Raw genomic sequence first — 20,210 nt, 5'->3', positions numbered from 1 at the left:
TTGCTATCGAAACCTACGCAACTCATTGAATCTCAAGGAGTTTTCCGTTTCGACTGCGCCGGAAGTGGGGCGAATTATAGACATCCTGAATCTGCCGTCAACCGTTAATTTCGCTTTTCTCGCAAAACCTGCTTTTTAGCCAACAAACGCGGAATCCGACGCATCACTGGCGGAATACGCAGCACCAGAAGCACCGCGCCTACAAAGGCATAGATCGCCCACTCCTCCAGATCAGCGCGCACGATCCACAACATATGCAGCAACCCCAGCCCCAGAATCACGTACACCAACCGATGCAGCTTCTTCCAGCGCGAACCTAAACGACGCTGACTGTAGCGATTTGACGTCACCGCCAGCGCCAGCAGTCCAAGAAAACCCAATGCCCCCACTATTATGTAGGGCCGCTTGCGTAACTCGACCGCCAGTTGCGACCAATCGAAGCCGAGAATAAATGCCATATAGCTGCACAGGTGCAAAACCACATACGCAAAACACCAGAGGCCCAGCTGTCGGCGCACTGCAATCCACCCTGCCCACCCGGTTAGCTTTTGCATCGGTGTCATGCTCAGGGTGATCAACAACAACACCAACGTTCCCAAGCCCAGCCGATCCACCAGCACTTTGCCAGGATCAGGCCCGAGCAAATCCCCGAGCGCCTGGTACAACCACAGCATCGGCCAGACTGCCGCCGCAATGAAAACGCCTATACGCCAATACGGGAATCGCATCAGTAGTTCTTCCGCAAATCCAGCCCTGTATATAAAGAAGCGACTTCATCCGAGTAGCCGTTGAACATCTGCGTATCCCGCACATTTGGCTTGAACAGACTGTTTGGCAATCGCCGCTCCCGCGCTTGGGTCCAGCGCGGGTGATCAACCGTCGGGTTCACGTTCGCGTAGAAGCCGTACTCATCCGCAGCAATGCTTTGCCAGGTTGTCTTCGGCTGCTCGCTGACCAGACTGATACGGACGATGGACTTAACGCTCTTGAAGCCATACTTCCACGGCACCACCAAGCGCAGAGGTGCGCCGTTCTGATTCGTCAGCTCGCGGCCATACATGCCCACCGCCAGAATCGCTAAAGGATTCATTGCTTCATCCAGTCGCAAGCCTTCTACATAAGGCCAATCGATCAGGGCAAACCCGGAACGCTGGCCGGGCATGCTCTTGGGATCCTGCAAGGTTTCAAAACGGATGTATTTGGCCTTGGACGTTGGCTCCACCTGCTTGAGCAGCGCTGAGATTGGAAAGCCGATCCACGGAATGACCATCGACCACGCCTCGACACAGCGCAAACGATAGATACGCTCTTCCAGTTGGTACGGCTTCATGAAGTCTTCCAGCGCATAGCGTCCTGGCTTACCGACCTCCCCGTCCACCACGACACTCCACGGTTCGGTTTTCAGCGAGCCGGCATTTGCCGCTGGATCGCCCTTGTTGGTACCGAACTCGTAGAAGTTGTTGTAGTGAGTGGCGTCCTTATAAGGCGTGATCGCCTCATCCTTGACGTTGACGGCGCCCCATTTAGTAGAAGGAAGTTTCTCGGCGAACCATGCGGGAGCCTTGCCCGGCTCGACATCGGCATACCGCGCCGCATCGTCGGCGTTGGCCCAGCGCGGCAGGCTACTGACGGCGATACCGGCAGCAGTGGCCCCCAGCAATTGGCGGCGAGAGAGATAAATGGATTCAGGCGTAACATCCGACTCGTGGCAGTCGGACGCTTTGGGGACTTTGATCAACATGGCAACTCCGCAGCTTTGGAGGACAGATGCACCCATAGACTGCGGAGTATGCGGGAAATTACATCACTCGGCTTTTTTGTGCCGACGAAGATGCAACAGGTACTGAACCGGACCGGATGCCGCGTAAGCGAGGAATACCAGCAGCAGAATGCGCGGTGGATCGCTGAACACCACGGCGAACACCAACACCACCGCAAGGATGGCCACGAACGGCACGCGCCCTTTCAGATCCAGCTCTTTGAAGCTGTTGTACTTGATGTTGCTGACCATCAGCATGCCGGCAGCCGCCACCATCAACGCGACCAGGAACGACATCTTCGAACCCTGAATCCCGTAATCGCTGAATGCCCAGACAATCCCTGCCACCACACCAGCAGCCGCCGGACTGGCCAGACCAATGAAATAGCGCTTGTCCGCCGTACCGACCTGGGTGTTGAAACGCGCCAGACGCAACGCTGCGCCTGCCACATAGATAAAGGCGACCATCCAGCCAACCTTGCCCATGTCGCCCAATGCCCAACCAAAGGCCAGTAACGCCGGCGCGACACCGAAAGCAACCATGTCCGACAGCGAGTCGTACTCGGCACCGAAGGCACTTTGCGTATTGGTCATGCGCGCGACACGGCCGTCGAGACCATCGAGCACCATGGCGACAAAAATCGCGATCGCGGCGAACGCGAAATACTTGCTCGCGTTCGCCGAATCGCCGGCGCTCAACGCGGCCTGGGCGCTCATCGAGTTGATGATGGAGTAAAACCCTGCGAACAGGTTCGCAGTGGTGAACAGATTCGGCAGCAGATAGATACCACGATGCCGGACTTTACGACCTTCTGCGTCGTGCCCTTCCTCGATGTGTTCATCGATGGGCAGCAGGCTTTCGGCGTCAGAAGCCTTGTTCGGCTCTTCGGGACGTTCGCTCATGGACATTACCTTGCAACGGTTTGGAGAAAATTCGACAGAGGCTTGAGGACGACAGTTCGGCCACAAACGATGCAGCTTTATACCAGAACCACCGCCTCAAACGAAAAAACGCGGCCGAGGCCGCGTTTTTTCGTACAAGGGACGACTTAGTTTTTGGCTTTGTCGACGATCTTGTTGGCACCGATCCACGGCATCATGGAGCGCAGTTGCTCGCCGATGACTTCGATACCGTGAGCGGCGTTGTTACGACGCTTGGCGGTCATCGAAGGGTAGCCGGTTGCGCCTTCGCTGATGAACATTTTGGCGTATTCACCGTCCTGAATACGTTTCAGGGCGTTGCGCATGGCCTGACGGGATTCGGCGTTGATGACTTCCGGGCCGGTCACGTACTCGCCGTACTCGGCGTTGTTGGAGATCGAGTAGTTCATGTTGGCGATACCGCCTTCGTACATGAGGTCAACGATCAGCTTCAGTTCGTGCAAGCACTCGAAGTAGGCCATTTCTGGCGCGTAGCCAGCTTCAACCAGGGTTTCGAAACCGGCTTTTACCAGCTCAACAGTACCGCCACACAGAACGGCTTGTTCGCCGAACAGGTCGGTTTCGGTCTCGTCCTTGAAGGTGGTTTCGATGATGCCGGTACGACCGCCACCAACGCCAGCAGCGTAGGACAGTGCAACGTTTTTGGCGTTGCCCGAGGCGTCCTGGTAGATCGCGATCAGGTCAGGGATACCGCCGCCCTTCACGAACTCGGAACGTACGGTGTGGCCCGGGGCTTTCGGCGCGATCATGATCACGTCGAGGTCGGCACGCGGAACAACCTGGTTGTAGTGAATCGCGAAGCCGTGGGAGAAGGCCAGGGTGGCGCCTTTCTTGATGTTCGGCTCGATTTCGTTCTTGTACAGCGAGGACTGGAACTCGTCCGGGGTCAGGATCATGACCAGGTCGGCAGCCGCAACAGCGGAAGCAACGTCGGTCACTTTCAGGCCGTGAGCTTCAGCTTTGGCAACGGTAGCCGAACCTTTACGCAGACCAACGGTAACGTCGACACCGGAGTCTTTCAGGTTGCACGCTTGGGCGTGGCCCTGGGAACCGTAACCGATGATGGCAACTTTCTTGCCCTGGATGATCGACAGGTCGCAGTCTTTATCGTAGAAAACTTTCATGAATTTCCCCTATATATCCAGGCCGTTCAGGCCATTCGCTAATTTGGTTTAGATGCTGAGTACTTTGTCGCCGCGGGCAATGCCGGTCACGCCGCTACGGACGGTTTCCAGAATCGATGCGGTGCCGATGGACTGAATGAAGCTGTCGAGCTTGTCGCTGGTACCGGTCAACTGAACGGTATACACGCTGGCACTGACATCGACGATCTGTCCACGGTAAATATCGGTGGTGCGTTTGATCTCGGCGCGCTGGGCGCCAGTGGCCTTGACCTTGACCAGCATCAGTTCGCGCTCGATGTGAGCACTTTCCGAGAGGTCCACCAGCTTGACCACTTCGATCAGCTTGTTCAGGTTTTTGGTGATCTGCTCGATGATTTCATCGTGGCCAACGGTGGTCAGCGTCAGACGCGACAGGGTCGGGTCTTCGGTCGGGGCCACGGTCAGGCTTTCGATGTTGTAGTTGCGCTGCGAGAACAGGCCGACTACGCGAGACAAAGCGCCGGGTTCGTTTTCCAGAAGCAAGGAAATAATGTGCCGCATGATTAAGTACGCTCCGTCTTGCTCAGCCACATATCGCGCATCGAGCCGTCTTTGATCTGCATCGGATAGACGTGCTCGCTGGTGTCGACCGAAATATCGATCACGACCAGGCGATCCTTCATGGCGAACGCTTCTGCCATCTTCGACTTCAAATCTTTCGATTCGGTGATGCGTACGCCAACGTGGCCGTAGGCTTCAGCCAACTTGACGAAGTCAGGCAGCGATTCCATGTAGGAGTGCGAGTGACGGCTGCCGTAGCTCATGTCCTGCCACTGACGAACCATCCCCAGAACACCGTTGTTCAGGATGACGATTTTTACTGGCAAGCCATATTGCAGGCAGGTCGACAGTTCCTGGATGTTCATCTGGATACTGCCTTCGCCGGTGACGCAGGCAACGTCGTCATCCGGGAAGCTCAACTTGATGCCCATGGCCGCCGGGAAACCGAAGCCCATGGTGCCCAGACCACCGGAGTTGATCCAGCGATTCGGCTTGTTGAACGTGTAGTACTGCGCAGCGAACATCTGGTGCTGGCCCACATCGGAAGTGATAAAGGCATCGCCCTTGGTCACTTCGCAGAGGGTTTCGATCACGGTCTGCGGTTTGATCATGCTGCCGTCGCCCTTTTCATAAGGGAACAGGCCGCGATCACCGCGCCACTCATCAACCTGCTTCCACCAACTGGCCACGGACTCCTTGTTCGGGGTCTCGCCGATTTCCTTGAGGATCGCAACCATTTCGGTCAGGACGCTCTCGACCGGACCCACGATTGGCACGTCAGCCTTGATGGTCTTGGAAATCGAAGCCGGGTCGATGTCGATGTGAATGATCTTGGCATTCGGGCAGAACTTCGCCGCGCCGTTGATCACGCGATCGTCGAAACGCGCGCCAACCGCGAGGATCACGTCAGCATGGTGCATCGCCAGGTTGGCGGTGTAGCTGCCATGCATGCCGAGCATGCCGATGAACTGACGATCAGTACCCGGGAAACCGCCCAGGCCCATCAGCGTGTTGGTCACGGGCAGGTTGAGCATCTTCGCCAGTTCGGTCAGCGGTGCGGAACCGTTGCCGAGGATTACGCCGCCACCCGAATAGAGCACTGGACGCTTGGCCGCCAGGAGCATTTCTGCCGCCTTGCGGATTTGCCCGGAGTGACCGCGAACGGCCGGGCTGTAGGAACGCAGCTTGGCTTTCTTCGGGAAGATGTATTCGAACTTCTCGGCCGGGTTGGTCATGTCTTTCGGGATATCGACCACGACCGGGCCCGGACGACCGGATTGCGCCAGGTAGAAGGCCTTCTTCATGACTTCCGGGATTTCCGAGGCGTGCTTGATCATGAAGCTGTGCTTCACGATCGGCCGGGAGATACCGATCATGTCGGTTTCCTGGAACGCGTCGGTGCCGACCATGGTGCTTGGCACCTGACCGGAAATGATCACCATCGGAATCGAATCCATATAGGCCGTGGCGATACCGGTGATGGCGTTTGTGGCGCCTGGACCGGAAGTCACCAATACCACGCCGGCTTTACCGGTGGCACGGGCGTAGCCGTCAGCCATATGGGTTGCCGCTTGTTCGTGACGAACCAGGATGTGAGTCACTTCCGGTTCTTTGAACAGGGCATCGTAAACATGCAGGAGAGCACCACCCGGGTACCCGTAGATATATTTGACGCCTTCGTCACGCAAAAAGCGGACGAGCATCTCACCGCCAGATAAAAGCTCCACGTTGTTCACCTCTAAAACGCCAGAATACCGCCCACGAAAAATGGGACGGGTCTTAATAGGTTTACTTCTCGGCAGAGCATGAGCGACGGTGGTCGCCGACTACGTCAGCACTGACTGAGCAAGTATTGGGATCGTCCCAAGTGTTGCGGGCCTTTCCCACCCAGCGCGAGGTAACGCGTTGCGGGTGTAACAGGTCGGCGCGGATGTGCGCCTCATGATCTACCGAGTGGGTCTGCTTCTGGCAGTCCCTCTACAGCGGACTTTGGATTCTTCTGTTTCGCCCTCTCCAAGTCAAGCCGTCTATGTGGTTAATTGTGGGTAAGCACATGAGAACGCAAGAAAAAACCTGAAAACCGCTACTCTGTTAGTGTCAATTGCGCACTTTTGCCAAGGATTCAGCATGCGAACGCTCCTTCTTACTCTGCTGATCGGCCTCAGCCCCTGGTGTTCGGCCGCTCAAATTTACAAATGGGTCGATGCCCAAGGTGTCACGCACTTCGATGCGCACCCGCCACAAGGTCAGCCGGCCACCACGGTGCAAACGCCCTCCTCGCCCGCGCCGAAACCTGCAGCGATGCCTGGCAGCGGCGCACTGGGCGATCAGAAAGCTATCGACGACAAGGTGAAGAAACAGGTAGCCGAGCAGCAGGCGCAGCTCAAGGCGTTTTGCGAGCAGGCACGGACGAACCTTGCGCAATTGCAAAACAATCCGCGTCTGAGGGAGGAAGTGGAGGGACAGTTGCGGAGGCTGGATGATGCCCAGCGACAGGAACGCATTGTCGAGGCGCAGAAACAGATAGCCGAGAATTGCCAATAGGCATCTGCAGGACTGTGGGAGCTGTCGAGTGAAACGAGGCTGCGCTCTTTTGACTTCAAAGATCAAAAGAGCGCAGCCTTCGGCAACTCCTACACAGAATCGGTACTAGCGCGAGGCAGTGATCAGCAGGTCAAACTCTTTGAGCAGCACCTGAAGCTGACGATCCTTGCCACCCAGATTGCGCTGGGCGAAGACCATTTCTGCCATTTCCTGAATACCCGAGGCACTCGGCAACGGCAGATCCTGCTCAAGAATCATCTTCATGCGTGGCAGGAAGATCCATTGCAGCCATTGCTCGAAGTCGAGCGTATCGACCGAAAACGGCTCGACACTGTTCAACGCTTCCGCCGACGGCTGCACTTCGTCCCACCAGCCTTGCGTACGCAGTTCACGCTCGATCAGCAATAGCTGGTCGGCGATTTGCGGGAAACGGGCATCCATCACAGCGAAACCCTGGCCTTCTGACGGGCCTGAGCGGCGCCGGCGGAATCGCCTTGTTTCTCGCGGGACTGGGCGATGATTTCCCACAGGTTGGCTTGCAGGTCCGGGCGGCCGTTGGCCATGGTCAGCGCACGACGGGCGAACTGCTCGGCTTGCGGCGCGTCACCTTGAGCCATGCGCACCTGCGCCAGACGATAAAGCACTTGCGGCTCACGTGGCGCGACACGCTGGGCACGCTCCAGGCTGGACGACGCACCGTTCAGGTCGCCACCGGCCTGTTGCTGTTGCGCGGTGGTCAACAAAGCGAGGACCGGACCGTCCAGTTGCTCATCGGCCGACAGACCGCCGCCACTGCTGGCCGAAGGAATGCCGCTCGGCGTCGATGGCATGCTGTAGCTGCCGGAGTTGATCGGTGCCGACTCAACTGCCGAAGGGTTGTAAGGCCCCGGAGTAATGCCGCCGGACGCCGGACCCGGCACGATTGGCGAAGTACTGATCGGCGCGGAAGTCGTCGCGCCGCCACCCGGCACCATCACCACCACGCCAGTGTCACCTTGCGGAATCGCCTGAGTCTGGCCCTGCGCAGGACGCTTGACCGTCGTTTGACGGAAACCGCCATTGGCCGAAATACGTTCGCTGTTGGACACCGCAGTACCGGAATCGACCACCGGGATCGAACCACGTTGTACGGTAGAGCAGCCGCTGAGCAAAGCCACGGCGGTCACCGCTGGAATCAACCACTTGTTCACTTGAAACCCTCTTTGCTTAATTCATCCAGCCCTTGACCCAATCCATCACCGACTCGCCGGAGGCAGGCGTTTCGCCCGCACACGCGGCGCCGGGTGGCGGTTCGCTGCCGCGAATATACGGCATCTGCACCGCCCCTGGGCAGTTGGCATCGGAGCCCTGCCCGGTACGCGAATCGACCCATGCCTGCACGACGTTGTCCGGTTGCGGCATGTCCAGCGGCAGCGGATCGGCCTTGCGCATGAAACTGGTCCAGACCTGCAGCGCACCGGTGGCACCGGTGAAGGGTGTCTTGCCGTTGTCATCACGACCCAGCCAGACCACCGCCAGCAGATCCTGGCTGAAACCGGCAAACCAGCTGTCACGGGAATCGTTACTGGTACCGGTCTTGCCCGCCAGCGTCAGAGTCTTGGGCAACACGTTATAAACCGAGCTGCCGGTACCTTCACGCATCACGCGCTGCATGGCGTTCTGGATCAGATAGATGGACGCCGGATCGAAACGCTGCTCGATCTGGAACGGATAACGCTTGAGCGGTTCGCCCTCGGCTGTCAGTACGCTGCGAATGCCGCGCATCGGCGTATTGAAACCACCATTGGCCAGCGTCTGGTACATGGTCGCCACTTCGATCGGCGTCATGCCGCCGGCACCGAGCAACATCGATGGAAATGCCGGAAATTCGCGAGTCACACCCAGACGACCCAAGGTCTTGAGCACATTCGGCACGCCCACCTCCAGACCCAGTCGCGAAGTCGACAGGTTGTAGGAATGTGCCAGCCCCTGATAGAGGAACACAGTGCCGTGGGAGCGGCGATCGTAGTTCTGCGGCTTCCACACCTGACCGTTCCCGCCTTTGACCGACAAAGGGTCGTCCGACAGCCAACTGGTCAGGGTGTACTGGCTCGGTTTCTCCAGTGCGGTCAGATACACCGCCGGCTTGATCAACGAGCCGATCGGGCGCACGGCATCCAGCGCACGGTTGAACCCGGCATAACTGGCCTGACGGCTGCCGATCATCGCCTGGACTTCGCCGGTTTCCGGATTGGTCACGACCATCGCCGCTTCCACATCATCAGAACCTTTGCGCCCGGCCAGACGTTTGAAGGTGTCGTTGACCGACGCTTCAGCCTTCATCTGCAGGATCGGGTCGAAACTGGTGAAGATGCGCAGGCCTTCTTCGGTCAAGTCTTCGTCGCGGTAATCTTCACGCAACTGGCGTTTGACCAGATCGATAAAGCCCGGGAAGGAACTGTCGGCGAGCTTGCCGCGCGTGGTCACACCCAATGGCATTTTCTTCGCCGCTTCGACCTGTTCGGCCGTCGCCACGCCCTGCTGCTCAAGCACGTCGAGCACCAGGTTACGCCGCTCCAGCGCACGCTCCGGGTTGCGACGCGGGTTGTAGTAGGACGGGCCTTTGACCATACCTACCAGCATCGCCACCTGATGCAGTTTCAGCTCGGACAATGGCTGACCGAAGAAGAACTGGCTGGCCAGACCGAAACCGTGCACCGCACGCTGACCGTCCTGCCCGACAAAGACTTCGTTGAGGTAGGCCTCAAGGATTTCCTTTTTGTCGTAATGCAGTTCCAGCAGCATCGCCATCATCGCTTCGGTGAGCTTGCGGGTCAGGCTGCGTTCGTTGGTCAGGTAGAAGTTTTTCACCAATTGCTGGGTCAGCGTACTGCCGCCCTGCGTCATCTTGCCGCCCGAGGTGTTGACCCAGATAGCCCGGGCAATCGACTTCGGCGACACGCCCCAGTGGCTGTAGTAATCGCGATCCTCAACAGCGACCAGGGTTTCGAGCAGATACGGTGGCACCTGATCGAGCTTGATCAGAATGCGGTCTTCGAGGTTCTTCGGATAAATACCGCCGATCATCAGCGGCTCGAGGCGCACCACGGACAATTTCGAACCGTTGGTCGCCGACAGCTCAGCCACATAATCGCCAGAGAAACGCACGCGCACCGGCTGCGGTTTCTCCAGGCCTTCATAGAACTGGAAGCCACGAGTGTTCAGATCGACGGTATTGCCGTTCACCGCTGCGGCACCGGGGCCATTGCTCACGGCTTCGCGGCGATAGCCGAGGGCATCGAGCTCGGTAAGGAAATCGTCCTTGCTGAGCTTTTGTCCGACGAACAGCTCGAGCGGGCGCGCGTAAACCTTGGCCGGGATGGTCCAGCGCTTGCCGGAGAACTTCTCCTGCACCACGGCATCGAGGTAAACGGCGAAGCCGGCCAGCACGACAAGGCCGACCAGACTGAGTTTAATGGCCCAGCTCAACCATGGGCTGAGGCCCTTGGAGGGTGGTTTTTTCTTGGTACGGGGAGATCGAGTTCGAGTCATGGCGGCGGATTATACGCACTTTATTCATCCTCAACAGGAGCGCTCCGAGGTTTGCGTCAGGCTGGCGAGCGGCCATAATGGCCACCTCGAATTTCCCCCAGTCTCTGAAGGATCGCCCGTGAGCCAGTCACTGATCGCTGCCCTGCAAAACCCGGCCCTCTACCCGCACCCTGTCGAAGGGTTTCAGGTCATCGAAACCCATATCTCGTGGGTGATCCTCACCGGTCCCTTCGCTTATAAAGTGAAGAAGCCGGTCAATTTCGGCTTCCTCGACTTCACCGGCCTTGAGTCGCGCGCACATTTCTGCGCGGAAGAGCTGCGTTTGAACCAGCGTCTGACCGATGATTTGTATCTGGAAGTGTTGCCAGTCACCGGCAGCGTTGAAGCACCGCAACTGGGTGGCGAAGGTCCGGCCATCGAATACGTACTGAAAATGCGCCAGTTCCCGCAGAGCGGTTTGCTCAGCACCTTGCAAGCCAACGGCGAGCTGACGACTCAGCACATCGACGAGATGGCCGAGCAGATCGCACGCTTCCACCTCAGCGCGCCAAAAGTCCCGGCCGAACACGATGCCGGCACCCCGGACAGTGTGATGGCGCCGGTCTCGCAAAATTTCGAACAGATCCTGCCGTTCCTCAGCGACAAAAACGATTTGCTGCAACTCGAAGCATTGAAAGCCTGGGCCGAAAGCAGCTTCGAACGTCTCAAGCCGCTGTTCGCCAAGCGCAAGAGCGAAGGTTTCACCCGTGAATGCCACGGCGATATCCACTTGGGCAACGCCACCGTCATCGACGGCAAAGTGGTGATCTTCGACTGCATCGAGTTCAACGAACCGTTCCGCTTCACCGACGTCTGGGCCGACACCGGGTTCCTCGCGATGGACCTGGAAGACCGTGGCCTGAAATCCCTGGCGCGCCGCTTCATCAGCCAGTACCTGGAACTGACCGGCGACTATCAAGGCCTGGAAGTGCTCAACTTCTATAAAGCCTACCGCGCCCTGGTACGCGCCAAGGTTGCCCTGTTCAGCATGCCGGCGGACGCGACCCCGGTGCAGCGCGCCACCACCCTGCGCCAGTACCGCAACTACGCCAACCTGGCCGAAAGCTACAGCACCATTCCATCGCGCTTCATGGCAATCACCCACGGCGTTTCCGCTGTCGGCAAGAGCCACGTGGCCATGCGTCTGGTCGAAGCACTGGGCGCGATCCGCCTGCGCTCGGATGTCGAGCGCAAGCGCCTGTTCGGTGAGCAAACCGTCGCCAACGACGTGCAGGCCGGCATTTACAGTGCCGACGCCAGCGCTGCGACCTATGCACGCCTGCATGAAATCGCCGAAGTGATCCTGCACGCTGGTTTCCCGGTGGTGATCGACGCGACTTACCTCAAACGCGAGCAACGCGACAACGCGGCGACCGTCGCCGAAGCCACCGGCACGCCATTCCTGATCCTCGACTGCAACGCACCACAAGCGGTGATCGAGAGCTGGCTGGCGATCCGTCAGGCCGACCAAAAGGATCCGTCCGACGCCACCCTGGCCGTGATCGAAGCGCAACAGGCCAATCGTGAAGCGCTGACGCCGGAAGAAATCCTGCGCAGCAAACGCGTACAGACCAATGAATCCGGCACGCTGGACACCGTGGTTGCGCAGATCCGTCAGCGCCTGCCAGGCCTGTAAGAAACTATTTCGGCCGTGAAGCCCTCGCTTGCTTCACGGCCGTCAAATAGTGGCACTATACTGGCGTCATAAAACCAACGGTGATATGACATGAGCCAGCCGAAACTTCTCGACACCCCGCTGTATGCCTTGCTGCACAAAGACGACATCGCAGGCTTTAACAAAGAACGCCCACAGGATGGCCCAATCGACATGGTCGGCGGTGATTTCCGTGGTCTGGATTTGCGTGAACTGAATGCCGATGGCGTGGATTTCCGGGACGCGTACTTCCGTTCCGCCGATTTGCGTGGCATCGATTTCCGCAACGCGTCGCTGGAAGGCGCGAGCCTGGCGCACGCACAGATTTCCGGGGCGTACTTCCCGCCGGAGCTGAGTGCTGACGAGATTCTGATGTCGATGAATTTCGGTACGCGCCTGCGTTATCGCACTCGCTGACAGTTCTTTTGCCTCTCTGACACAACGCCCCCCTCCTGTGGGGCTTGCCCGCGAAGGCGGAGTGTCAGTGACCCTGATCGTGAAAGTCATACCGCTTTCGCGAGCAGGCTCGCTCCCACATTTGCTATGTGTTCTCTCCCGCCTTTCTGCCTTCGCAGGCCTTTCAAGCGCCCTTTCTTAGAAGCGTTTGCGTTGAATCCGACCAAACAACCACGCTTTTCCTACTGATGGCTACACTCCTGAGAAGCTCGCCAACGCACCATTCGGCCGTCGCAAGGAGGCTTGATGAATGATGAACTGCAACACCTGAAGAATCTTGGCAAGACGTCGGCGCAATGGCTGCATGCCGTGGGCATCCACAGCGCCTCGGACTTGCGTCGCCTGGGCGCGGTGGACGCCTACCGGGCCGTGCGCACCCGCGGTTTTCGCGCATCGAAGGTGTTGTTGTATGCGATCGAGGGCGCACTGATGGATGTGCACTGGAATGACATCCCCGCCGAACGCAAAGACGCCCTGAACAAACAGCTCGAAGCCATTTCCTCGCGCCACAAGAATTGAACGGGCACAGACCGTCATGTATTTACTGGGGGAACAATCGGCCTGGGCCGATGCCTTGATCAACCGTTTGCAGAGCTTGCCCGCCCTGTGGCTGCGCGATTTGACGCCTTGCGGGCCGGTGCTGGAACTGCAAGCGGCGGATGATTTGCTGGCGCAGTTACCTGCCGACCAGTTGTTTCTGCTCAATGAAGGGGTGATCAACGGCTGTCTCGGCGCCCGTCCGCTGTTTTATTGGCAGGACGGCGATTTGATCGGCCTTCAGCGAGGTGAGGACTGGGCCGATTGCCGGTTGTGCAGTGACGGTACGTTACTGCTGACGCCCTATCGGCGCCGTGAGGTTTTCCAGCATGTGTATGCCGACGCGCATCGGGCGGACCAGTTTCTGGAGTATCTGCTGGGGCAGATGGCAATCCTCGCCCATGCCGTCGCGGAACTGAAACCGCGCGAGTTTCGCAGCACCAATGGCTTCAAACGGGTCGAGGCGGGTGAAACCCTGATCAACCAGGGGGACGCAGCTGATCACGTGTTCGTGATCATCGACGGGCATGCCGAAGCGTTTGTCGACGGGCATAAGGTGGGAGATGTGGCCAAGGACGAAATCTTCGGGGCGATGGCCGTGTTTACCGGCGAGCCGCGCAATGCCACGGTAATCGCCCGCGAACCGAGCACGGTGATGCTGATTCCCGGTGATCAATTTTTAAGCATGACACGCACCAATCCGAAGATAGCCCACAGCCTCATCGAGAGCATGGCGCGGCGGATCGGCCAGTTGAATCGGCAGATCACGCAAATGACGCTCGACTGAACGCCGAGATTAAAAGCCTTTGTTTGCGGGGCGTGCCGGCCATTTTCCAGGCGATTTCACAGAAATAGGAAATCAATGGTTGACGCGGTAATGAGAATCGCTATGATTATCACAACTGGTCGCGAGATCAGTCGATATTCTGAAAAGCCCTTGGTTCGGACTCTCAGATTATCTCCTCATCAGGCTAATCACGGTTATTTGACCCGGTTTTTACCGGGTCTTTTTTTTGCCTGTGAAAAAGTCATTTGCCGAACTGTTTACGCATCTGCTCGCAGTAATCCTGCTTTGGCATGGCAGGCGTGTACCAAACGTAGTCGGCCATCGCAGCAGTCACTTCGGCGCCCTGCTCTGCCAGCATCAGCACGGTGGGTGCCTGGACGGCGCCCAGATCCACAACATGCAGCGGCACGCCAACATCTTTACGCGCATGCCACGCACCGGCCAACAGGATTGAAGGTGAAGGCGCCACCAACAGACGCTCTGCCATGCGCCGATCACGTTGTTGCTGAACGGCCAGCATCGCCGGCATCTGTGATTCGGGCAGCAGGCCACAGTGGGAATCGCTGATCTGCTCCAGCAAAACGGCTTTCACGGATTCCGTATTGCTGCGCGTCCCCTTTAACACCGGCGGATCGCGATAGAAGGTGCGGATTTCAGCGCTATCCAGATTCGCCGCCAGCAGTGGATACGGCTGAGTCAGCGCGAAGCGGACAATCGGCCCATAGAGATTCCAGTCCCAGCCGTCCTCCCAGGCCAATGCGCCGGGCACGTCCGCGGGCAGCGTAGTCGCCTGGCGCAATTGATCAACCCGAGGCTGCTGATCCGGTGTGAGCATTTCCAGTAGCAGACTGCCCTGCGGCCGCTGCCCAGCGAGCGAGCGCAACAGCCACAATTGCGCGGTGTGATGATCGGCGTTGTCATGCTGCTCACCGATGATCAGCCGCTCAGGCTCGGCAAGACGCGTCAGTAACTGCTGCGCCGTCAGCACCTGACCGCTGGCCAGGTCGCGAATCTCGCCACTGATCGGCGGTGGCGCCGCAACATGCTGACACCCCGCAAGCAACATCACCGCCAACAGCAACACCCCACGCATGCCATCACCTCAATGATCCTGTCAGCGGGCGATGATCAACGGATGCCCGCGCTCCGGGTGCGGCTGCACCAACACTTCGAGACCGAACACGGCCTGGAGTGTTTCCGGACGCAAAACCTGCTGCGGTGTATCCAGCGCCACCGGGCGCCCGCCTTCCAGCAGCAGAATGCGATCACAATAACGCGCCGCCAGATTCAGATCATGCAGGATCACCAACACCGCCGCGCCACGATCGGCAAACTCGCGCACGGCCTGCAACGTGGTGTGCTGATGCAGCGGATCAAGCATCGACGTCGGTTCATCCAGCAGCAACGTTTGCCCAGCCTGTCCCGGCCAGAGTTGCGCGAGCACCCGCGCCAGATGCACACGCTGACGCTCGCCCCCGGACAGCGCCAAATAGCTGCGACCGCTCAAGTGCCCGGCATCCGCCGCCGCCAACGCCGCCGCGATGATTTCCTCATCCCGCACCTGCCCGCTGTGCCAAGGCAAGCGGCTCATGCCGACCACTTCTTCAACGCGAAAAGCAAAATCCAGGGTCGACACCTGAGGCAACACCGCCAGTCGTTGCGCGCGCTGCGGGCCAGTCCAGTGGCTCAACGCTTGGCCGTCGAGCAAAACCCCGCCCGCGCTCGCTGCCAGCTCACCGCACAAGGCACCCAGCAAGGTACTTTTACCCGCACCGTTCGGCCCGAGCACACCGAGCACTTCACCCGGTTCGAGCTGCAACGAGACATCGCTGAGCACAGCCTTGCGCCCCCGATGGATGTGCAGATTCTGCGCACGCAACATCAGGCACGCCCTCGCAGCAGCAAATAAAGGAAGAACGGCGCGCCGATAAATGCGGTAACAATGCCGATCGGCAACTCTGCCGGCGCCAGCGCCAAACGCGCGACCAGATCAGCCAGCAGCAACAGGCTGCCCCCCGCCAGAACCGAGGCCGGTAGCAACACTTTGTGATCCGGCCCGGCCAGCAAACGCACCAGATGCGGCACCACCAGCCCGACAAAACCGATCATCCCGGCTGCCGCCACTGCCGCGCCGACACCCAGCGCTGTGCAAAACACCAATTCACGCTTGAGCCGTTCGACATCAATCCCCAAATGCCCGGCCTCGGATTCCCCGAGCAACAAGGCATTCAGCGCCTTGGCCCGACGTGGTAACCACATCGAGACAGCGGCGCTGATGATCAGTAATGGCCACAAGCGCGCGTAACTGGCGCCATTGAGGCTGCCGAGGTTCCAGAAGGTCAGCGTACGCAGCGTTGCGTCATCTGCCAGATAAGTGAACAGGCCCACCGCCGAACTGGCCAGCGCCGTCAGCGCGATGCCCGCCAGTAACATGGTCGCAACATGGGTCTGGCCATTGCGACGGCCAAGTCGATAGACCAGCGCCGTCACGCCGAGGCCGCCGAGAAACGCACAGACCGACAGCAGATACGGCCCGAACCATTCCGGCAAACCACCGAAGAATGAACCGCCGACAATCGCGATCGCTGCGCCCAATGCCGCGCCGCTGGAAACTCCCACCAGGCCCGGATCCGCCAGTGGATTGCGAAACAGGCCCTGCATCGCCACACCGGACAACGCCAGCACGCCGCCAACGGCCAGTCCCAGCAACGTTCGAGGCAAACGAATCTGCCCGAGAATCAGCTCCGCCTGCTCCAGACCGTCCGCCGCCAGCGGCACACCGAGCATACGCAATGCTGCACGCAAGGTGTCGAACAGCGGCAGGCTGACCGGCCCGAGTGCCAGCGACAGCCAGATCGCCAGTAAACACAGGAGCGTCAGGCCAATAAACAAGGCACGGGGTTTTACCAAGGTGGTCATTGGCCGCTCTTGGCCGGGTAGAAACCGTCAGTCAGGCTTTTCAGCGCCGCAGGCAAACGTGGCCCAAGCCCGCCGACCAGCAAAGTCGGATCGAGCTCCTGCACCCGCCCGGCCTTGGCCGCGCGGCTTGAATTGAGAATCGGGTTTTCCTTGAACAGCGCTGCTTTCGCCGCTTCACCGGTCAAGGCACGGTCGGCGAACACCAGCACTTGCGGATCGAGGCTGGCGAGGGATTCCACGGAAAAAGGCTTGTAACCTGTGTGCGTCGCCAGGTTATGCCCACCGGCCTGTCGCAGCAGCCAGTCGGCGGCAGTGTCCTTGCCGGCGATCAACGGTTTGCCCCCGGCATGGCCGAGCAACAGCAACACGCCCGGCGCCTTTTGTTTGCTCTGCACTTGTACAACCCGAGCCTTCTGCGCATCGAGTTGCTGTTGATAACTTTGCAGCAACTGCGCAGCTTGCGGTTCGGCACCCAGTAACCGGCCCAAGTGAGTCACGGTTTTCTGAAGCGTCGGCAGATCCGGCTGCGCCGAGAACAACGCCACCTGAACCTTGGCCGCTTTGACTTGCGCCAGCACCGGTGGCGGGCCCATTTCTTCGGTGCCAATCAAGATATCCGGACGCAGACTGAGGATGCCCTCAGCCGAAAGACTGCGCTGATAACCAATGCTTGGCAGCGCCTTCAGCGACTCCGGATGCTGGCTGGTGGTGTCGACGCCAACCAGTTTCGACTCGCCACCCAACGCACTCACCCACTCCGACAGCGCACCGCCAGCACTGACCCAACGTTGCGGCAAATCAGCCGCTGCAGCCTGGTGGCTGACCAGAAGTCCGACACACAGCATGGCAACGCGGGTACTCAGGCGCATACACAGCATCCTTGAACAGGTTTTCCCGGGCGTCCGGCTGACAAGCCAAGTATCCTCGACGTCTGCCTGCCGCCCTGCGGACGAAGGCCGCCATTTGATAATTGTTTGCATTTAAACGTCAAGCTCGGACATATCCAGACACGAGCGGACACTAGAGGATAGCCATGAAGTTTCTCTGCGCCGGCGCCGAACTCGCCGAAGCCGCCAGCCGTGGTTTTGAAGTCAACGGGGAAAAGCTGTTCGCCGTGCGCCGCAACGGGCAGGCATTTGTCTATTTCAACCGCTGCCCACACCGTGGAGTGGGCCTGGAATGGCAAACCGACCAGTTTCTCGACCCGAGCAACAGCCTGATCCAGTGCGCCACCCACGGCGCACTCTTTCTGATCGAGGACGGTGAATGCGTCGCCGGGCCTTGCGCCGGGCAGTCACTGACCGCCATTCCTTGCCGGGAAGATGCCCAAGGCCTGTGGATCGATGTTTAACCGTTGAGCAACACGTCGAGACGCCGGTCGATGACCATCTCTTTATGGTCCAGCCGCACGCCGTACGCCAGAACCTCAACACCACAAGCCACCGCTTCAAGAAGCGCATCGGCGTAGGCCGAATCGATTTCCTTCGCCGGCCGCACCGCTTCAATCCCGGTCAGATTGACGCAATACAACTGCACCGCCCGAATCCCGTCCCGCGCCAGATGCGCCAACTCCCGCAGATGCTTGGCACCGCGCTGGGTCACCGCATCGGGAAACGCCGCCACCGCAGTGCCATCGAAACCCAGCGTGACACTTTTCACTTCCACGTACGCCGGACCATTCGGGTACTCGAGGCGAAAATCGATGCGGCTCTTTTCCTGCCCGTACGCCACTTCGCGCTTCAACGCGGTAAATCCGTTTAACTCGGTGATGACGCCCGCCTGCAGTGCTTCTTCGACCAAGCCGTTGGCCCGCCCGGTATTTACACAAAACAAGCGGCCCTGCGGGGTTTCACCAATTTCCCAGGTGCCGGGCAACTTGCGTTTCGGGTCGTTGGAGCGACTGAACCACACCTGCCCGCCTTCAACCTGGCAGTTGAGCATCGAACCAGTGTTCGGACAGTGAATGGTCAGCAACTCGCCGCTAACGGTTTCGATATCGGCGAGAAAACGCTTGTAGCGGCGGATCAGACGCGCTTCTTCAAGTTCTGGATAAAAGCGCATCAGCCTTGCCAGCTCTTCAAGCCGCGGGCGATTCGCTCCACCGCTTCCTGTAAGCGAGGGAGGTTTTGGGTGTAGGCAAAACGCACATGATGGCTGGCCTGATAACGACCGAAATCCAGACCCGGGGTGAAGGCAACGTGTTCGGTTTCGAGGAAATGTCGGCAGAACGCGAAGGCATCGCCGCCGAACTGGCTGATATCGGCGTAAAGATAGAAGGCGCCTTCAGGCTCCACGGCGATGTTGAAACCCAACTCGCGCAACGCCGGCAAAAGGAAATCACGACGACGAGCAAATTCGGCGCGGCGCTCTTCCAGAATGGCGATGGTGTCCGGTTCGAAACACGCCAACGCCGCATATTGCGCCATGCTCGGTGCGCTGATGTAGAGGTTCTGCGCCAGTTTTTCCAGCTCACTGACGGCGGCGTCCGGCGCCACCAGCCAGCCAAGCCGCCAGCCGGTCATGCCGAAATACTTGGAGAAACTGTTCAGTACAAAAGCGCTGTCATCGACCTCCAGCACGCTGGCGGCATCGGTGCCGTAGGTAAGGCCGTGGTAGATCTCGTCTACCACCAGATGCCCGTGTTTAGCCTTGATGGCTGTGGATAACGCGGCCAGTTCGTCGCGGGTCAGGAGGGTGCCGGTCGGGTTGGCTGGTGAAGCGACCAGTGCACCGACGCTGTCATGATCCCAGTGGCGCTCGACCAGATCCGGGGTCAGTTGATAGCGCACCTCCGGCCCTACAGGAACAAGCTGCGCCGCACCTTCCACCAGACGCAGGAAGTGTCGGTTGCATGGGTAGCCGGGATCCGCCAATAGCCAGTGCTTGCCGGGATCGACCAGCAACGCGCTGGCCAGCAGCAGCGCACCGGAACCGCCCGGCGTGATCAGAATCCGCCGTGGATCGATGTTCAAGCCGTAGCGCGATTGATAAAAACCGGAAATCGCCTCGCGCAGCTCAGGAATGCCGCGTGCAGCGGTGTAACGGGTCTTGCCCGCCGTCAGCGCAGCCTGCCCGGCACGGATGATCGGTTCGGCCGTGGTGAAGTCAGGTTCACCGATCTCCAGATGGATGACATCGTGGCCTTCAGCCTGTAATTCATTGGCCCGCGCCAGCAGCGCCATCACATGGAACGGTTCGATCGCACGACTGCGCGCACTGTAGGGCTGAGCCATTGGTTTTCCTTCGGCAGGGAAAAAGAGACGATTCTACCCATCTGCCGGAACGAGCGAGAACCCGCAGCGGTCACAGCCTCAAGAACGCTGGACTGTAACGATACGCACGTACGCTCCAGGATTGACTAAAATCAGTGATTGAACA

21 protein-coding genes are annotated in these 20,210 nt (G+C 59.2%); 6 read left to right on the top strand and 15 right to left on the bottom strand.

Annotated features, from left to right (window positions below):
• Positions 1 to 104 precede the first annotated feature (104 nt).
• The 6 genes from msrQ to QZR14_RS08860 all read right to left on the bottom strand — a co-directional run bounded on the left by msrQ (position 105) and on the right by QZR14_RS08860 (position 6,092).
• Positions 105 to 728, bottom strand: a complete 624-nt coding sequence (msrQ, locus tag QZR14_RS08885; protein ID WP_311996348.1) for a protein-methionine-sulfoxide reductase heme-binding subunit MsrQ — start codon at positions 726 to 728, stop codon at positions 105 to 107.
• Complete coding sequence (msrP, locus tag QZR14_RS08880; RefSeq protein ID WP_311996347.1) at positions 728 to 1,741, bottom strand: protein-methionine-sulfoxide reductase catalytic subunit MsrP; 1,014 nt, start codon at positions 1,739 to 1,741, stop codon at positions 728 to 730. Before msrP ends, msrQ begins: the two co-directional genes overlap by 1 nt.
• 63 nt (positions 1,742 to 1,804) lie before the next feature.
• Positions 1,805 to 2,662, bottom strand: coding sequence for a CDP-diacylglycerol--serine O-phosphatidyltransferase (gene pssA / locus QZR14_RS08875; RefSeq protein WP_016983477.1), 858 nt, complete (start codon positions 2,660 to 2,662; stop codon positions 1,805 to 1,807).
• Positions 2,663 to 2,808: 146 nt separating this feature from the next.
• Positions 2,809 to 3,825, bottom strand: coding sequence for a ketol-acid reductoisomerase (gene ilvC / locus QZR14_RS08870; protein WP_007909969.1), 1,017 nt, complete (start codon positions 3,823 to 3,825; stop codon positions 2,809 to 2,811).
• Between the two features lie 48 nt (positions 3,826 to 3,873).
• Positions 3,874 to 4,365: an acetolactate synthase small subunit gene (ilvN, locus tag QZR14_RS08865; RefSeq protein WP_003205610.1), complete on the bottom strand. Its 492-nt coding sequence runs from the start codon at positions 4,363 to 4,365 to the stop codon at positions 3,874 to 3,876.
• A gap of 2 nt (positions 4,366 to 4,367) precedes the next feature.
• Positions 4,368 to 6,092, bottom strand: coding sequence for an acetolactate synthase 3 large subunit (locus QZR14_RS08860; protein WP_123449640.1), 1,725 nt, complete (start codon positions 6,090 to 6,092; stop codon positions 4,368 to 4,370).
• 400 nt (positions 6,093 to 6,492) lie between these two features.
• On the opposite strand from QZR14_RS08860, the gene QZR14_RS08855 reads away from it, so the two are divergent.
• Entirely contained in the window at positions 6,493 to 6,909 is a 417-nt protein-coding gene (locus QZR14_RS08855; protein ID WP_311996346.1) for a DUF4124 domain-containing protein, read from the top strand.
• Positions 6,910 to 7,014: 105 nt separating this feature from the next.
• On the opposite strand, the gene QZR14_RS08850 is transcribed toward QZR14_RS08855, so the two are convergent.
• From QZR14_RS08850 to mrcB, 3 genes are read right to left on the bottom strand one after another with little or no spacing between them, the layout of a single operon-like run.
• The gene (locus tag QZR14_RS08850; RefSeq protein ID WP_311996345.1) at positions 7,015 to 7,350 is read right to left on the bottom strand and encodes a YqcC family protein; all 336 of its coding nucleotides are present in this window, start codon (positions 7,348 to 7,350) and stop codon (positions 7,015 to 7,017) included.
• On the bottom strand, positions 7,350 to 8,099 hold the full coding sequence (locus QZR14_RS08845) for a hypothetical protein (RefSeq protein ID WP_250607111.1): 750 nt from the start codon (positions 8,097 to 8,099) through the stop codon (positions 7,350 to 7,352). Before QZR14_RS08845 ends, QZR14_RS08850 begins: the two co-directional genes overlap by 1 nt.
• Positions 8,100 to 8,115: 16 nt before the next feature.
• Positions 8,116 to 10,440: a penicillin-binding protein 1B gene (gene mrcB, locus QZR14_RS08840; RefSeq protein ID WP_311996344.1), complete on the bottom strand. Its 2,325-nt coding sequence runs from the start codon at positions 10,438 to 10,440 to the stop codon at positions 8,116 to 8,118.
• 118 nt (positions 10,441 to 10,558) lie between these two features.
• Here mrcB and QZR14_RS08835 point away from each other — a divergent pair, with 118 nt between their 5' ends.
• The 4 genes from QZR14_RS08835 (at position 10,559) to QZR14_RS08820 (ending at position 13,913) form a co-directional block, all read left to right on the top strand.
• Positions 10,559 to 12,115: a bifunctional aminoglycoside phosphotransferase/ATP-binding protein gene (locus QZR14_RS08835; protein WP_250607113.1), complete on the top strand. Its 1,557-nt coding sequence runs from the start codon at positions 10,559 to 10,561 to the stop codon at positions 12,113 to 12,115.
• Between the two features lie 90 nt (positions 12,116 to 12,205).
• Positions 12,206 to 12,550 (top strand): pentapeptide repeat-containing protein, encoded by a 345-nt coding sequence (locus tag QZR14_RS08830; protein WP_250607114.1) that lies wholly within the window; start codon positions 12,206 to 12,208, stop codon positions 12,548 to 12,550.
• Positions 12,551 to 12,835: 285 nt separating this feature from the next.
• On the top strand, positions 12,836 to 13,108 hold the full coding sequence (locus QZR14_RS08825; RefSeq protein WP_003228231.1) for a TfoX/Sxy family protein: 273 nt from the start codon (positions 12,836 to 12,838) through the stop codon (positions 13,106 to 13,108).
• Positions 13,109 to 13,124: 16 nt separating this feature from the next.
• Positions 13,125 to 13,913, top strand: a complete 789-nt coding sequence (locus tag QZR14_RS08820; RefSeq protein WP_311996343.1) for a Crp/Fnr family transcriptional regulator — start codon at positions 13,125 to 13,127, stop codon at positions 13,911 to 13,913.
• A 241-nt stretch (positions 13,914 to 14,154) separates the two neighbouring features.
• Here QZR14_RS08820 and QZR14_RS08815 read toward each other — a convergent pair whose 3' ends face one another.
• The 4 genes from QZR14_RS08815 to QZR14_RS08800 are packed head-to-tail and all read right to left on the bottom strand — an operon-like array spanning position 14,155 to position 17,701.
• Positions 14,155 to 15,006, bottom strand: a complete 852-nt coding sequence (locus QZR14_RS08815) for a ChaN family lipoprotein (RefSeq protein WP_311996342.1) — start codon at positions 15,004 to 15,006, stop codon at positions 14,155 to 14,157.
• Positions 15,007 to 15,027: 21 nt separating this feature from the next.
• Positions 15,028 to 15,795, bottom strand: a complete 768-nt coding sequence (locus QZR14_RS08810; RefSeq protein ID WP_311996341.1) for a heme ABC transporter ATP-binding protein — start codon at positions 15,793 to 15,795, stop codon at positions 15,028 to 15,030.
• Positions 15,795 to 16,832, bottom strand: a complete 1,038-nt coding sequence (locus QZR14_RS08805) for a FecCD family ABC transporter permease (RefSeq protein WP_250607118.1) — start codon at positions 16,830 to 16,832, stop codon at positions 15,795 to 15,797. Before QZR14_RS08805 ends, QZR14_RS08810 begins: the two co-directional genes overlap by 1 nt.
• The gene (locus QZR14_RS08800; RefSeq protein ID WP_250607119.1) at positions 16,829 to 17,701 is read right to left on the bottom strand and encodes a heme/hemin ABC transporter substrate-binding protein; all 873 of its coding nucleotides are present in this window, start codon (positions 17,699 to 17,701) and stop codon (positions 16,829 to 16,831) included. The genes QZR14_RS08805 and QZR14_RS08800 overlap by 4 nt, the downstream gene beginning before the upstream one ends.
• A 164-nt stretch (positions 17,702 to 17,865) precedes the next feature.
• Here QZR14_RS08800 and QZR14_RS08795 point away from each other — a divergent pair, with 164 nt between their 5' ends.
• Positions 17,866 to 18,183 carry a Rieske (2Fe-2S) protein gene (locus QZR14_RS08795; protein WP_311996340.1) on the top strand — a complete coding sequence of 106 codons (318 nt, stop codon included), beginning with the start codon at positions 17,866 to 17,868 and terminating at the stop codon, positions 18,181 to 18,183.
• Here the strand turns inward: QZR14_RS08795 and sfsA are convergent.
• Both sfsA and QZR14_RS08785 read right to left on the bottom strand, forming a co-directional pair.
• The gene (gene sfsA / locus QZR14_RS08790) at positions 18,180 to 18,893 is read right to left on the bottom strand and encodes a DNA/RNA nuclease SfsA (RefSeq protein WP_311996339.1); all 714 of its coding nucleotides are present in this window, start codon (positions 18,891 to 18,893) and stop codon (positions 18,180 to 18,182) included. The two genes, QZR14_RS08795 and sfsA, sit on opposite strands and share 4 nt — an antisense overlap.
• Entirely contained in the window at positions 18,893 to 20,065 is a 1,173-nt protein-coding gene (locus QZR14_RS08785) for a pyridoxal phosphate-dependent aminotransferase (RefSeq protein WP_311996338.1), read from the bottom strand. Before QZR14_RS08785 ends, sfsA begins: the two co-directional genes overlap by 1 nt.
• Positions 20,066 to 20,210 lie beyond the last annotated feature (145 nt).

It is taken from the genome of Pseudomonas sp. rhizo66, assembly GCF_031931925.1.
In the GTDB taxonomy this organism is placed as follows: Bacteria; Pseudomonadota; Gammaproteobacteria; order Pseudomonadales; family Pseudomonadaceae; genus Aquipseudomonas.
The sequence above is the reverse complement of the archived record's forward strand: the minus strand, read 5'-3'. Positions and strand labels throughout refer to the sequence as shown.